The 15014-nt window shown below is 45.6% G+C and carries 16 protein-coding genes; 11 read left to right on the top strand and 5 right to left on the bottom strand.

What is annotated here, in order from left to right; genetic code table 11:
- The first annotated feature begins 70 nt into the window (after positions 1-70).
- From priA to rraA, 7 genes are all read left to right on the top strand, one after another.
- The gene (priA, locus tag Q8W40_RS13320; RefSeq protein WP_305397714.1) at positions 71-2272 is read left to right on the top strand and encodes a primosomal protein N'; all 2202 of its coding nucleotides are present in this window, start codon (positions 71-73) and stop codon (positions 2270-2272) included.
- Between the two features lie 250 nt (positions 2273-2522).
- Positions 2523-3527, top strand: coding sequence for a DNA-binding transcriptional regulator CytR (gene cytR / locus Q8W40_RS13315; protein ID WP_305397712.1), 1005 nt, complete (start codon positions 2523-2525; stop codon positions 3525-3527).
- A 110-nt stretch (positions 3528-3637) separates the two neighbouring features.
- Positions 3638-4174 carry an SPOR domain-containing protein gene (locus tag Q8W40_RS13310; RefSeq protein WP_305397711.1) on the top strand — a complete coding sequence of 179 codons (537 nt, stop codon included), beginning with the start codon at positions 3638-3640 and terminating at the stop codon, positions 4172-4174.
- A 111-nt stretch (positions 4175-4285) separates the two neighbouring features.
- On the top strand, positions 4286-4822 hold the full coding sequence (hslV, locus tag Q8W40_RS13305; protein WP_101114019.1) for an ATP-dependent protease subunit HslV: 537 nt from the start codon (positions 4286-4288) through the stop codon (positions 4820-4822).
- Positions 4823-4835: 13 nt separating this feature from the next.
- Complete coding sequence (gene hslU, locus Q8W40_RS13300) at positions 4836-6167, top strand: HslU--HslV peptidase ATPase subunit (RefSeq protein WP_305397709.1); 1332 nt, start codon at positions 4836-4838, stop codon at positions 6165-6167.
- 112 nt (positions 6168-6279) lie between these two features.
- The gene (locus Q8W40_RS13295; RefSeq protein WP_305397707.1) at positions 6280-7197 is read left to right on the top strand and encodes a 1,4-dihydroxy-2-naphthoate polyprenyltransferase; all 918 of its coding nucleotides are present in this window, start codon (positions 6280-6282) and stop codon (positions 7195-7197) included.
- A 77-nt stretch (positions 7198-7274) separates the two neighbouring features.
- Positions 7275-7805 carry a ribonuclease E activity regulator RraA gene (gene rraA / locus Q8W40_RS13290; RefSeq protein ID WP_305397706.1) on the top strand — a complete coding sequence of 177 codons (531 nt, stop codon included), beginning with the start codon at positions 7275-7277 and terminating at the stop codon, positions 7803-7805.
- 231 nt (positions 7806-8036) lie between these two features.
- Here the strand turns inward: rraA and zapB are convergent, their stop codons facing one another.
- On the bottom strand, positions 8037-8279 hold the full coding sequence (gene zapB / locus Q8W40_RS13285) for a cell division protein ZapB (RefSeq protein ID WP_101114015.1): 243 nt from the start codon (positions 8277-8279) through the stop codon (positions 8037-8039).
- Positions 8280-8584: 305 nt separating this feature from the next.
- Between zapB and glpX the strand changes: the two genes are divergently transcribed.
- The 3 genes from glpX to Q8W40_RS13270 all read left to right on the top strand — a co-directional run bounded on the left by glpX (position 8585) and on the right by Q8W40_RS13270 (position 10866).
- Positions 8585-9592: a class II fructose-bisphosphatase gene (gene glpX / locus Q8W40_RS13280; protein ID WP_305397704.1), complete on the top strand. Its 1008-nt coding sequence runs from the start codon at positions 8585-8587 to the stop codon at positions 9590-9592.
- Positions 9593-9739: 147 nt separating this feature from the next.
- Positions 9740-10357, top strand: coding sequence for a helix-turn-helix transcriptional regulator (locus Q8W40_RS13275; protein ID WP_305397702.1), 618 nt, complete (start codon positions 9740-9742; stop codon positions 10355-10357).
- Positions 10358-10536: 179 nt separating this feature from the next.
- Complete coding sequence (locus Q8W40_RS13270; RefSeq protein WP_101114012.1) at positions 10537-10866, top strand: DUF3135 domain-containing protein; 330 nt, start codon at positions 10537-10539, stop codon at positions 10864-10866.
- Positions 10867-11017: 151 nt separating this feature from the next.
- Here Q8W40_RS13270 and Q8W40_RS13265 read toward each other — a convergent pair whose 3' ends face one another.
- Together Q8W40_RS13265 and Q8W40_RS13260 are read right to left on the bottom strand one after the other, a co-directional pair.
- A complete protein-coding gene (locus Q8W40_RS13265; protein ID WP_101114010.1) occupies positions 11018-11446 on the bottom strand; it encodes a DUF805 domain-containing protein in 429 nt (142 codons plus the stop codon).
- 17 nt (positions 11447-11463) lie between these two features.
- The gene (locus Q8W40_RS13260) at positions 11464-11811 is read right to left on the bottom strand and encodes a 5-carboxymethyl-2-hydroxymuconate Delta-isomerase (RefSeq protein ID WP_305397701.1); all 348 of its coding nucleotides are present in this window, start codon (positions 11809-11811) and stop codon (positions 11464-11466) included.
- 245 nt (positions 11812-12056) lie between these two features.
- Here Q8W40_RS13260 and tpiA point away from each other — a divergent pair, with 245 nt between their 5' ends.
- Entirely contained in the window at positions 12057-12827 is a 771-nt protein-coding gene (gene tpiA / locus Q8W40_RS13255; protein ID WP_101114008.1) for a triose-phosphate isomerase, read from the top strand.
- A gap of 79 nt (positions 12828-12906) precedes the next feature.
- Here the strand turns inward: tpiA and Q8W40_RS13250 are convergent, their stop codons facing one another.
- Together Q8W40_RS13250 and Q8W40_RS13245 are read right to left on the bottom strand one after the other, a co-directional pair.
- Positions 12907-13671 (bottom strand): IclR family transcriptional regulator, encoded by a 765-nt coding sequence (locus Q8W40_RS13250; RefSeq protein WP_305397699.1) that lies wholly within the window; start codon positions 13669-13671, stop codon positions 12907-12909.
- A gap of 45 nt (positions 13672-13716) precedes the next feature.
- Positions 13717-15006 (bottom strand): TRAP transporter large permease, encoded by a 1290-nt coding sequence (locus Q8W40_RS13245; RefSeq protein ID WP_101114006.1) that lies wholly within the window; start codon positions 15004-15006, stop codon positions 13717-13719.
- Positions 15007-15014 lie beyond the last annotated feature (8 nt).

Raw genomic sequence — 15014 nt, 5'->3', positions numbered from 1 at the left:
GATAGGTTACTTAGCGAATCTTACTCAGTTATACTCACTTTATTCCTATCAGGTTCTTTATAAAAGATTTATGCGCCCTTCTATTGCCAGAGTCGCTTTGCCCGTACCATTGGACAAGCAATTTGATTACCTAATTGCCCCTCATCAGTTTCCAGTGATTGGCGGTCGCGTAAGCGTGCCATTTGGCAGGCAAACCTTGGTTGGTATTGTAACGGAGCTCGTCAGTCAATCTGAATTTCCCGTGCATCAGCTAAAGGGAATTAAAGAAGTACTTGATGAGTCACCTGTTTGGCAAGGTTCTCTGTACGCATTATTGCAGTGGTGCAGCCAATTTTATCTCTATCCGCTAGGTGACACATTAGCGAATGCTATGCCTGCTTTATTAAGGAAAGGAAAGCCTGCCAACTTCAGTACTTTAAAAGAGTGGGTTATTACTTCCTCTGGTAAAGATCAAATCATGAGTGGGTTTGGTCGAGCCGTTCAGCAAGCCAAAGCGATGCACCTGCTCGCCAACGGATCTGTTCCCCATCAAGTGATGCTCGACAACGAAATATCCAGTCAAGTATTGAAAGCCTTGCAAGAGAAAGACTGGGTAGAACAAATAGAAAGTAAGCCTGTTGCCGTAGATTGGACAAAGCAAGTAGAAAGTACTGAGGAAAAGCCCAAGCTCAACGAAGAGCAATCTGTTGCGATTGCAGCTGTAAATAGCCATCAGGACTTTGGCTGTTTTCTGGTGGAGGGGGTTACTGGCTCGGGTAAAACTGAAGTTTACTTGAATATGATTAAGCCAGTTCTCGATAAAGGGAAGCAGGCACTGGTTTTGGTACCAGAGATTGGCTTAACACCGCAAACCATCAATCGATTCAAACGTCGCTTTAATGTCCCGGTAGAAGTTATTCATTCAGGATTAAACGATACCGAACGTTTGAATGCTTGGTTAGCGGCACGTGATAAACACGCTGGTATTGTCATCGGGACTCGCTCTGCGTTACTGACGCCGTTTGCCGATCTTGGCATCATCATTGTCGACGAAGAGCACGACGCTTCATACAAACAACAAGATAGTTTGCGTTATCACGCTAGAGATGTTGCGGTGATGCGAGCGGCTAAAGAGAAGATTCCCGTCATATTAGGCAGCGCGACCCCTGCACTCGAAACTCTCCACAATGCACTGAATGGTAAATACCATCATTTAACGTTGGCGAACCGCGCTGGTGCTGCCATGCCAACCACCAATAAAGTGCTGGACGTAAAAGGGCTATATCTTGAGAGCGGCTTATCCGCCCCATTGATTGCCGAAATGCGTAAACACTTAACGGCTGGCAACCAAGTCATGCTATTTCTCAACCGCCGAGGCTACTCACCTGCCTTAATGTGCCATGAATGTGGTTGGATAGCCGAATGCCACCGTTGCGATGCCTACTATACCTTTCATCAAAATAGTCGAGAAATGCGATGCCACCACTGCGGTGCTCAACACCCTGTCTTGCATCAATGCCAAGGCTGCGGCTCGACTCAATTGGTGTCCGTCGGGGTAGGTACAGAACAATTGGAAGAACAACTCGCCAGCTTATTTCCCGAATTCAAAGCCATTCGCATAGACAGGGACAGTACCCGACGTAAAGGCAGCCTAGAGAGCGCCTTGAAGTCCATTCGGAATAACGAATATCAAATCCTAATTGGTACGCAAATGCTGGCGAAAGGTCACCACTTTCCAGACGTCACGCTCGTTGCACTGATTGATGTTGATAGCTCACTCTACAGTAGTGACTTTAGAGCTTCCGAAAGACTAGCGCAGCTATTTATTCAAGTGGCAGGGCGTGCAGGTCGAGCCAGCAAAGCAGGGGAAGTCATCTTACAAACACACCATCCTGAACATCAGTTACTGCAAGCTCTTCTTCATAAAGGGTATGGACATTTTGCTCAAACAGCACTTGAAGAAAGAAAGCTTGCTTTACTGCCACCTTACACTTTTCTTACCTTATTTCGCGCCGAAGCAAATCATGCCGAAACGGGTGAACAGTTCTTAAGACAGGTAAGACAAACCATTGAATCTAATCCCGTTTTTAACAATGAATGCATGGTACTAGGTCCAATGCCCGCACCACTAGCAAGACGTGCTGGCAAGTCGCGTTGGCAACTAATATTGCAAGCTCCGTCACGATCTTTAATGCAAAAATTGTTGTACAGTTCAAAGGTCGTCATAGATGCACTGCCATTAGCAAAAAAAGTGCGATGGACAACCGATATTGAACCCCAAGATCTTAGTTAGAAGTAAAATCTCTGTAAATTGATGTGATGTCAGTTCTGTTACTCAACGGTATTTTGTAGCTAGTTTGAGAAAATGAATATGATCCTATGTGATTGATGTCACGCTACTTATGCAAAATTTGTTAATCTGCCCGTAAATTAATCTTAATTTAGAGCATAAAATATCCAATAAAAAAGTTGCTCACGTCAGCGCTAGATATAAATCTTATAGATGCTATTACAGCCATGAAAAATAAAGAGGACAACTTACTATGGCGACAATGAAGGATGTTGCCCAGCTAGCAGGAGTTTCTACTGCAACCGTATCACGAGCTCTGATGAATCCTGAGAAGGTTTCATCCACTACGCGTAAACGTGTAGAGAGCGCCGTTTTGGAAGCTGGTTATTCACCGAACTCACTGGCAAGAAACTTACGACGTAATGAATCCAAAACCATCGTTGCAATTGTACCTGACATCTGTGACTCCTATTTCACTGAGATCATTCGTGGCATTGAAGATGTAGCTGTGGAAAATGGATATCTCGTACTGTTGGGGGACAGCGGTCAGCAAAAGAAACGAGAAAGCTCGTTGGTCAACTTGGTTTTTACTAAACAAGCCGATGGCATGTTGCTCTTGGGTACGCACTTGCCATTCGACGTCAGCAAACCGGAACAAAAAAACCTGCCACCACTGGTGATGGCTTGTGAATTTGCACCGGAACTGGAATTGCCGACAGTCCATATTGATAACCTAACGTCGTCTTTCGAGGCGGTGAACTACTTGACGCAAATGGGACACTCCAAGATTGCGCAGATTTCTGGACCAGACGATGCTGCGCTTTGTCAGTTTAGAAACCAAGGATATCAGCAAGCGCTGAGAAGAGCTGGCATAACGATGAACCCCACTTATAAAGAGATGGGAGACTTCACCTTTGAGTCTGGTCACAAGGCAGTCACCAAATTGCTTTCATTACCAGAGCCACCAACCGCCATATTCTGTCATAACGACGCCATGGCAATTGGAGCAATCAAAGGAGCAAAAGCCGCAGGGTTAAAAGTACCTCAAGATTTATCCGTTGTAGGCTTCGATGATATTCAGTTTGCTGAATTCTGCGATCCTCCGCTAACGACCATCACACAGCCACGCTATGAAATCGGTCGACAAGCCATGCTGATGCTGCTTGAAATCTTGAAAGGTCGTGACGTTCACGCAGGTTCACGCCTGTTGGAAACACACTTGAAAATCCGAGAAAGCGCAGCTCCACCAAGAACTTAACACTTCGAAAGTGGACTCACCTGCAAGCTTTTCACTGGTAACACTGGTTTTCCAGAGCAATTCTGGATTACCATGTTACCCGTTTTTTATTGACTGCAAGCTGTTAAACCGTGGCAAATAAAGATTACGTAAGAAGAGGGCGTGGGCAAAAGAAGCCTACCAGAAAACAAACACCCAATAAGAAGCCGTGGAAAGCAGGCCTTATCGCTATTTTACTTGCTGGCGGGTTTGGTTATGGGCTTTATATGCTCAGCCAAGATCCTGAACCACCCAAACCTCAGGTTGCTCAGAAACCAAAGAAACCAGTGAGCAAGCCTAAACCACTGCCACCACCTCCTGAAGAAAAATGGGAATACGTCGATTCACTTCCAAAGCGTGAAGTACAAGTCGAAGCCAAAGAGCAAGTGGTGTCTGAGGTTCCATACATAATGCAATGCGGTGCTTACAAGACGCTCGCACAAGCAGAGACACGCAAAGTAGACATCGCCTTTCAAGGCATCAGCAGCAAGATTCGCAAAAAAGAAGGCAGCAGTTGGTATCGTGTCGTACTTGGTCCTTATGTTAAAAAACGCGATGCAGAGCGCGATCGTCACAAACTTCAGCGCGCCAAGATAGAGCCTTGCGCCATCTGGAAAGAATCGCAATAGAGCACTGCGTTCATGACTAATATTCACAAGGGAGCCGTTGGCTCCCTTGTTTTTTTATCTCCAGCCCTCATATCCGAGTTATATCGCGAGCGAATTAAAAGGTTAATAAAAGTGACTACTATCGTATCTGTACGCCGAAATAATAAAGTCGTCATCGCTGGAGACGGTCAAGTATCGTTGGGTAACACCGTAATGAAAGGCAACGCAAAGAAAGTGCGCCGCCTCTACAATAATAAAGTGCTGGCTGGATTTGCCGGCGGTACTGCAGACGCCTTCACTCTTTTCGAAAGATTTGAAAGCAAACTGCAAATGCATCAAGGCCACCTAACAAAAGCGGCCGTTGAATTGGCAAAAGACTGGCGCAGTGACCGCGCATTAAGAAAACTTGAAGCTCTACTCGCCGTAGCGGATGAAACAGCCTCGCTTATCATCACTGGTAATGGTGACGTGGTTCAGCCAGAAAACGATCTCATCGCCATTGGCTCAGGTGGTAACTTTGCGCAAGCCGCAGCCACTGCTCTGCTTGAAAATACAGAGTTAGACGCCCGTGAAATCGCTGAAAAATCGCTGAAAATTGCTGGTGATATTTGTGTTTTCACCAACCACCATCATACCGTTGAAGAACTCGACACCGCGGCGCAAGAATAATAAGGATTACCCTATGTCTGAAATGACACCTAGAGAAATTGTTCACGAATTAAATCGTCATATCATCGGTCAAGACAAAGCCAAGCGCGCTGTAGCCATTGCGCTTCGTAACCGCTGGCGTCGAATGCAGCTCGAAGAAAGCTTACGAGCTGAAGTCACCCCAAAGAACATCTTAATGATCGGCCCAACGGGTGTGGGTAAAACTGAAATCGCTCGCCGCTTAGCTAAGTTAGCCAATGCCCCGTTCATGAAAATAGAAGCAACGAAATTCACCGAAGTGGGCTATGTCGGCAAAGAAGTCGAAACCATTATCCGCGATTTGACCGACGTTGCGATCAAAATGACGCATCAGCAAGCGATGGAAAAAGTAAAATTCCGCGCGGAAGAACAGGCTGAAGAACGCATTCTGGATGCATTGCTTCCTCCGCCACGTGAAGGCTGGGGATCAGGTGATAACACAGAAGATAAATCCAATACTCGTCAAGTTTTCCGCAAGAAGCTACGTGAAGGCAAGCTCGACGACAAAGAGATCGACATTGAAGTAGCTGCGCCTCAAATGGGTGTAGAAATCATGGCTCCTCCAGGTATGGAAGAGATGACTAACCAACTTCAAGGCATGTTCCAGAACCTTGCAGGTGATACCAAGAAAAGCCGCAAGATGAAGATCAAAGACGCATTTAAAGCGCTAGCCGAAGAAGAAGCCGCGAAGCTCGTCAACCAAGAAGAGCTGAAAGAACAGGCCATCTATAACGTAGAAAATAATGGCATTGTCTTCATTGATGAAATTGACAAAATCTGTAAACGTGGCGAGAGCTCCGGCCCAGATGTGTCTCGCGAAGGTGTCCAGCGCGATCTGCTTCCTTTGATCGAAGGTAGTACAGTGTCGACCAAGCACGGCATGGTGAAAACAGACCATATTCTGTTTGTCGCGTCCGGCGCATTCCAAGTAGCGAAGCCATCCGATCTGATCCCAGAACTGCAAGGTCGTCTGCCTATTCGTGTTGAGCTGGAAGCCCTAACAAGCGAAGACTTCAAACGCATTCTGACCGAACCTAAAGCTTCTCTGACTGAGCAATACTCTGCACTAATGGCAACAGAATCTGTTGACGTTAGTTTCACAGAAGAAGGCATTGCACAAATCGCAAATGCAGCATGGCAAGTCAACGAAACCACTGAAAATATCGGTGCCCGACGTTTGCATACCGTAATGGAGCGCTTGATGGAAGAAATCTCATTTGAAGCTACCGAAAAAGGTGGAAGTTCAGTGACGATTGATTCCGACTACGTGCAATCCAAGTTAGGTGAATTTGTTGAAGACGAAGACTTAAGCCGTTTTATTCTATAAACATCCTATATTTGATATAAAACAAGCCCGCCGCACTTAGGCGGGCTTTTTGTATTCCCCTCTTCAAAGTCGTTGTTATACTGGATGCAAATCGAGCAACGACGTACGAAGCATGAGACAATCTTTAAGTGTATGGCTGGGCGCCGCTCGCCCCAAAACACTGCCTTTGGCCTTTGCCTCTATCGCAACCGGCAGTAGCCTAGCTTTATTCAATGGTCATTTTTCTCTTCCAGTAATGCTGTTGGCCTTACTGACTGCGATTCTTTTACAAATACTATCCAACTTAGCCAATGATTATGGTGACACCCTAAAAGGCACCGACAACCAAGATAGAATCGGTCCTGTGCGGGCGATCCAATCGGGCGCAGTTACTGCAAAAACCATGAGAAATGCCATTATCATCAATATTGCCGTCACGATTCTGTCTGGTCTCGCTCTCATTTTCTATGCTCTGCAATCCCCCACCAGCATTGCCGCATTTCTAGTACTAGGGTTGCTCGCGATTATGGCAGCCATCGCCTATACGGTTGGTAACAAGCCATATGGTTACATCGGTTTAGGGGATCTTTCGGTGTTCATCTTCTTTGGGCTACTTGGCGTTGCTGGCACCTTTTTTCTTCATACTGGCTTTATTGATGCCACCATTTTCCTCCCTTCGATTGGTTGTGGGCTCTTGGCCGTTGCTGTCCTTAACATCAACAACATGAGGGACATCGACAACGATGCTGCTTGTGGCAAACGAACGATGGCGGTTCGTCTTGGCGCTCAACGTGCAAAACGCTACCACATGTTGCTATTAGCTGGCGGAACGGTACCGTTCATAGCATTCTTGGCTTTACAGAACACTGCATTGGCTTGGGGGTTGAGTATGTTGCTAGCCGTATTATTTGTGGTCAATCATGGCAGGGCGGTACTCGCTGCCTCTTCCCCAACCGAGCTGGCACCCATGATGCCCGTCATTGTTAAATGTGCCTTGATAACTAACCTCTTATTCTCAATCGTGATCACGGGTCAAACTCTGATGACTTAATTGAGCCTTGTCATTGCAATGACTTACTAGGCATATATACTCGAATACAGAACTGCGTAACAGAAGACGACTTGCTTATGGAATACAACACCTCAGCACTATGCGATATCTACTTGGATCAAGTAGATGTAGTGGAACCTATGTTCAGTAATTTTGGTGGTAGTGCCTCGTTCGCGGGTCAGCTTACAACCGTGAAATGCTTTGAAGATAACGGCTTAATCAGAAAGGTATTGGAACAAGATGGTGTAGGTCGAGTATTACTCATCGACGGAGGCGGTTCACTACGCCGTGCTTTAATCGATGCGGATCTGTCGTCTTTAGCAGAAGAAAATGAATGGGAAGGCATTGTGGTTTACGGGTGCGTGCGTGAAGTCGATGAACTCGAAGACATGAACATCGGTATCCAAGCCCTCGCCTCAATTCCAGTTGGTGCAGCGCAGCAAAGCGTTGGTGAAATCGATGTTGCCGTCAACTTTGGTGGCGTAACCTTCCTACCAGAAGATTACCTCTACGCGGATAACACAGGTATCATCATCTCCCAAGAGCCTCTAGACTCCGACTTAGAAAGTGAAGATGAAGACGACGACTTCTCAGACGAAGAAGAATAAACAAGTATCTTTACCGTAGTACTCATACCAAAAAAGCAGCCGATGGCTGCTTTTTTTGTTTTGTTAGGTCTTAGGAATCTACACAAGTTGATTCTTCAGCCTAGCAACTATAAATCAATGTCTAAGTGCCGCCCCTATTTTTTTTAGAGCTAGGAAGAAGCGCGGAGTTTACGAATGTAAATGAGCACTTCTGACAACGCTATAAAATAATAGGGCAAACTTAGGCTTGAATTATTCTACGTCGTCCATCTTCCCGAGAAGGTTACGAATACGCTCCTGCCACGCAGTGTGCTCTTCACGCATCTTAATGTTTTGTGACTCTAGTTCTTCACGGTTGCTTTTCAGCTCGTTTGCTTCGGAATTAAGTTGAGCGTTTTGCTCTTTCAATTCTTCCACTTCCATTTGTAGAAGTGCGATAGTGTCAACTGCGGTTTGGATTTTTACTTCTAGCTGCTCTAGGACTTCTAAAGACATGTTAGCCACCTGTTTATTTTGATTCAGTCTGCGTGAATGAAAGTTCACAAATTACCTCACATTCTACTCAGCATCTTTGATAGACACACGTTCAAAATTGGTGATCTATGCTCGGTTGGTTAAAAAAAAGTCGATATTTAACCAAATCTTGACGTTCCTTATTAATATCTACAAATTTGCCGTCAAAAATTGATACTGGGCAATCGACACTGGATTTCAAAGGCAAAATCGCAAACGTTTGAATGGGGCTGTGATAGAATTGCCGCCAATTATTTCTCTAATTTTGTTTGGTATCTGGAGTCCACATGAAACGCGATTTGGCGATGGCATTTTCCCGAGTAACTGAAGGCGCAGCACTGGCTGGCTATAAATGGCTTGGTCGAGGCGATAAAAACGCCGCTGATGGTGCCGCTGTTGAAGTTATGCGTGCCCTTCTCAATAAAACTGACATCTCTGGTGAGATTGTTATCGGGGAAGGCGAGATTGATGATGCTCCTATGCTTTACATTGGTGAAAGTGTTGGCGTTGGCGGTGATGCCGTGGATATCGCGGTTGACCCAATCGAAGGCACTCGCATGACCGCAATGGGGCAATCAAATGCACTCGCGGTATTAGCCGCTGGTGAAAAAGGCAGCTTTTTGAAAGCGCCTGACATGTACATGGAAAAATTGGTTGTGGGTCCGGGTGCAAAAGGGGTAATAGACCTAAGTAAGCCTTTGGCTGAAAACCTAGTGAACATCGCTACCGCTCTAGGGAAAACACTGGATACATTAACCGTCACCACACTAGCCAAGCCTCGTCACGATGCAGTGATTGCTGAAATGCAGCAGATGGGTATCCGCGTATTCGCTGTGCCGGATGGTGATGTTGCCGCATCCATTCTAACTTGTATACCAAATAGCGAAGTGGATGTCATGTATTGCATTGGTGGCGCACCGGAAGGTGTCGTATCAGCGGCAGTTATTCGCGCCCTAGATGGTGATATGCACGGCCGCTTACTGCCACGTCACGAAGTCAAAGGCGATACGCCAGAAAATCGAGCTCATGGCGAAAAAGAGCTAGAGCGCTGTAAAGAAATGGGCGTTACTGCTGGCATTGTTTTGCGCATGGAAGATATGGCGCGCAGCGACAATGTGGTCTTTTCTGCGACCGGTATTACCAAAGGCGATCTGCTTGAAGGGATTTCTCGCCAAGGGAATATCGCCACGACCGAAACGCTATTAATTCGAGGTCGTTGTCGTACGATTCGCCGTATTCAGTCAACTCACTATCTTGATCGTAAAGATGACGAAGTTCGTGACTTTATTCTGTAAGCGATAATCATATTGTCATTAGCGCAGCCTTGGCTGCGCTTTTTGTTTTAAGACTCATCCTTTAACAAAGTAACCGACAGTTAATCAAGAGTTTGCTTTATTAACCTCATACCTCATAATAGTTATCAAGCTAGAGGTAAGGACAACATGAAAACCACTGATCGGATTCTGAATAAAATCAAACGTGAAGGCGCTATTACTGCCAAAAAACTTTCACAAGATTTATCCATGACAACGATGGGCGCACGCCAACACCTTCAGAGCCTAGAAGACGAAGGGTTCTTAGATTTTGATGATATAAAAGCGAAAGTCGGACGCCCGACCCGCCATTGGGCACTTACCGATAAAGGTCACGCACAATTCTTTGATGGTCATAGCGACCTGATGATTAATATGATTGATGCTGTAGAGTCTGTCTTTGGGAAAGAAGGGATGGAAAAAGTCACGGCAGAGCGTGAAGCAACCACACTTCGACAATACCAAACGGCAATGGCGCATTGTAAGACATTGGAAGAAAAGCTAAACGTGCTTACTGAGCTCCGAGATAGCGAAGGTTATATGGTTGAGTTGCTAAAAAACGAGCAAGGATTTGAACTCATAGAAAATCATTGCCCTATTTGCCGAGCTGCAAAACGGTGCCCCAATCTCTGCCTATCCGAGCTGAATGTCTTCCGTAAGCTTTTAGGAAAAGATTATTCAGTTACGCGAACCGAACATATCATTCAAGGAAAGCGTCGCTGCAGCTATCAAATTAGCCCTCACTAATTTCCCAATCGCATCATAAACTTACGTTGAAAGCTCAATCTGTCGCATTATTTTAAGGCTGTAGTTGCATATATCAATAATGAGACAGAACAATAATAGAGCAATTACAGTGCATTTTTTGAGCTAATTTTATCGTATGCTCTGATCATGTGCTGTAACAAAGAAGTAGGAGGGTGCAGATGGGACGCGCTCAATACGATCAAACTTTACCTCCATTTGAGGAGCTTGTCGCTCTGGCTCAGGATGATCCAGAAGCATTTAATCAATTTCGCCAGAAGATGTGCGATGAGATGATCACATACGCATCATCTGAAATGCAGCCCCGCTTGCGGGCGCAGCAAACTCACATCGAACGAGTCATTGACAGATGTAAAAATCCAACCCATGCCAATGTAGCATTAATGAACGAGCTCACCGCTCAAATTGGAAAGTTCCAAGATGCTTTGCATGGCGATATCATTAAGGAATCCGCCGACATTGTTCCGTTCGACTTAGAACGAAAACAATAGCTCGATAAGTACACTCAAACGAAACTCGCTGAACTCTACACTTTGAAACAGTTTGAGTACAAATACAAAAACGGACCACCTTCGGTCCGTTTTTCATTGGGCTATTGCATTCGTTGCGCTTTGTCGCTTTCAATATCGCACGAGGATTGGCTTATTTAAGCGGAGGAGCACCATATTGGTTTTCTTTGTCATCACCTTTCAGCAGACCACATTCCACAAAAATCCACACGCCCGCCGCCAACGCTAAGATAGAAGCAATCATTTCAAGAGGTGAAGTTTGAATTTCAACGCCTGGCGCTGCAACAGGTACCAAAACACGCCCAGCGATAACCGGAATATGCAATGCAAGCCAGTACACAGATTTTCCCCTGTCGTGCCAACGTTTTGCGGTAATAGCAAGATCAGGGAAAAGCATGAACGCTAGGAAGGCGATGGCAATGACATTTCCTAAGTCTGGGAATAATGTCCCTGCACCAAAACTAAAACCAATCACTATCAGATAATAGAACGCATTCCAGATCCAGAAAACCTGACGCCCGATACGTCCGCGAAAAGAAAACAAGTACTGCTTCATCGACATCTTTTACTTACCTTTGCTCAATTGAGCACTTTTTGAAAACATTTGGTGTCCATATCACGGACATTAATGGTCAAGCTATGAACTTCACTGGCTTGCTGTTGCAATATCTCCATCAACTGACTCGACAACGTGCGTTTTTGTTCTTCGGTTCTGCCGTCTAACAAATCAAATGTAATGTGAATAAAATCCACCGAGTCTTCCTGATCCCCCACCAACCAATGGTGGCAACGCAAAGCTCGAGACTTTACCGAGGACACTTCAAACAAACCACTGTTGATCGCTGCTTGATGTAAATCTTCCAGCAACAATTGCACATTCACTCGTTCATCGACCGAGTTCGAATACTCCATCACTAAGTTAGGCATTGCTCGTCCTTGTTCATCTTTCCGTGATTTGGCTTAAGATACAGGAAATTAAGCGCCTTGGTGCACTCTGGACATGAAACTGCCCACTTGATCACTGGTTTTTATCTCTTTGGTAACACCATCAGATCTGACCTTACAGTCAGATCATGGAAAGACATGACACCAGTCATGATTTAGCCGTATTAATCTGTTATATTCTTTCGCAATCACGTTTATTTTTTACATTAATTAATGGAGATATTCCTATGCGTCGTCCTGTAGTGATGGGTAACTGGAAACTTAATGGCAGCAAGTCAATGGTCACTGAACTATTAAATGGCCTAAATGCTGAACTTGAAGGCGTAACTGGTGTAGACGTTGCAGTTGCTCCACCAGCACTTTACATCGACCTAGCTGAGCGTCTAATTAAAGAAGGCGGCAACAAAATCATCTTGGGCGCGCAAAACACTGATGTAAATAACAGCGGTGCATTCACTGGTGATACTTCTCCTGAAATGCTAAAAGATTTCGGTGCAACGCACATCATCATCGGTCACTCTGAGCGTCGTGAGTACCACGCTGAGTCTGACGAGTTTGTTGCTAAGAAGTTCGCATTCCTTAAAGAAAACGGCCTAAAGCCAGTATTCTGTATCGGTGAGTCTGACGCTCAAAACGAAGCAGGCGAAACTGAAGCTGTATGTGCACGTCAAATCAATGCAGTGATCGACGCTTATGGCGTTGAAGCTCTAAATGGCGCAATCATCGCATACGAACCAATCTGGGCTATCGGTACTGGTAAAGCAGCAACCGCTGATGATGCACAGCGTATTCACGCTTCTATCCGTGCACTTATCGCTGAAAAAGACGCAGCAGTAGCAGAGCAAGTAATCATCCAATACGGTGGTTCTGTTAAGCCTGAAAATGCAGCGTCTTACTTCGCACAGCCAGACATTGATGGTGCGCTAGTAGGTGGTGCATCTCTAGACCCTAAAGGTTTCGCAGCTATAGCTAAAGCAGCGGCAGAAGCAAAAGCGTAATTCTGATTTTCCAGAACACATTAAAAAGACCAGCTTCGACTGGTCTTTTTTATTGCATTTTTTTGCCATAACTCAAGGGTTATTCAAACTGAACTTTCGCCAAAGCAGTAGCGGCTTTATTCAGAAAGGGGAGATACATTCGTAAATCTTCCAACGTCTTACGAATTTTAGGGGCATGAACAGAGACAGTGAAGCATACGCTGCCGCTCTGATCCCGGACGGGTACAGCAATTGCCACCATGCCTTCCATAAATTCTTCCCGATCAAATGCAATCCCCTCATGACGAATCTTCTCCAGCTCTTCCAACAAAGCACTGGGATCAGTAAGCGTGAATGACGTATAAGATCTCAATGGTGTTGCATTGATTAGCTTATCTCGAACTTTAGGCTTCATATGAGCAAGCAGCATTTTCCCGCTTGCCGTGCAATGAAGGGGGAGCTGAGACCCAACAGGAAGCTGAATTCGATACGGCCAATTAGCTTCAACGCGATCAAAGTAAACGGTGTGATCGCCATCTAACATGGTGCAATTACACGTTTCATCAACTTCTTGAGACAATACTTTTAAGATCGCATGTCGAGGCGCACTTAATGCATGATTCGACATGATGCTCCTCGAAAATGCACGTGCACGTAAGCTAGGTATATAACGCCGACTAACGGGCTCACGCTCCACTAAACCTTCTTCCTCTAACTGCTGAAGTATTCGGTTCAGTGTCGGCTTGGCTAAACCGAGTTCATCCATCAAGTCAGCTGTCGATATTGGCTTGTGTGCTTGCACCACTCTCTCCAACACCACAAATCCGCGCATGATGGTAGGGTAAGAATGCCGTTCCTCATCCATGTATTTTCCCCTCTTTAAAGCCTTAGCTTGCTTAGATTTATTAGCCTAACCAGCACCACCAAATTGCAATAGGAATGTCGACAGCGGTGGCCAGAAAGCAATGATAAGCCAAGCAATCATCAATGCGAATAAATATGGCAGAACATGACGCACAATCGTGAAGTACGGTATACCCGTCATACCACTGGCGACATACAAGTTAAGCCCATATGGGGGAGTAATAAACCCGATTGCATCGCCGACAAGGAAAACCACCGCAAAGTGAATAGGATCCACGCCTGCACTATAGGCTATTGGTGCTAAAATCGGTGCCAATATGATGGTGTTAGGCAAACTTTCTAGTACAGTGCCCGCCATAAGAACGAGGAACATACACGCCAACAAAATAAAGACTGGGTCACCGATGTTCGACATCCAGCCATTCACGACTTCTCCTGCACCCAATAGTGAGAGAATTTGCTGCATAACAACCGAAACCGCGATCAGCGGTGCTAACATGCCCGTAATCTGCCCAGAGCGAAGCAAGATTTCCGGCAACTTAGAAAGCTTTATTTGGCGAGTCACCAAGACACCCGCAATCAAACAAAACCCAACTGTTACCCCTGCGGCTTCTGTTGGTGAAAACGTTCCAGAATATATGCCGTAAATCACAATCCCGATTGCCAGTATGCCTAAATACGCTCTAAGGCCAGCACGAACAATTCGTTTTGGTTCGAATCGAATCATGTCTCCCCAGTTATTGCGTCGGCTAACCAAGTAACAGGTTACTTGCATGGCAATCACCATTAGAATGCCTGGTAGCATCCCGCCTATAAACAAATCACTGATGGATAAGTCGAGCAGAAAACCATAAACGATAAAGATAATGCTAGGCGGAATAATGATGCCCACCGTGCCTCCCGCAGCGACGGTGGCTGCTGCAAAGCGTTCATCGTATTTGTTTTTTGCCATTTCAGGCTGCATGATCGAACCGATTGTTGCCGTGGTCCCCGCATTCGATCCTGAAATAGCAGCGAACATTCCGCATGCACCAATGGTAGCCATTCCTAGTCCACCGCGAACCCAGCCCAGTATTGAATAAGCAAAGTCCGACATGCGCTTGGCGATACCAGCTGCATTGATAAGGTCGCCCGTTAGAATAAACAAAGGCAGCGCCAGTAAACCGAAAAAGCTCAACCCTTCAAATAGGGTTACACCCACGTTTGCAAGAGTGAAATCGATGACGAGACTGCATCCAACGACCCAGAAGCCAATCACCAAGAAAATCGGAATACCCAGCAAAAACAAAATCGTTACGCCGATTGAAATAAGGGTAATAAGTGTTGCGTTATCCATGATTCCTC

The sequence above is a fragment of the Vibrio penaeicida genome (assembly GCF_030689305.1).
GTDB classification, from domain to species: Bacteria; Pseudomonadota; Gammaproteobacteria; order Enterobacterales; family Vibrionaceae; genus Vibrio; species Vibrio penaeicida_B.
The sequence above is the reverse complement of the archived record's forward strand: the minus strand, read 5'-3'. Positions and strand labels throughout refer to the sequence as shown.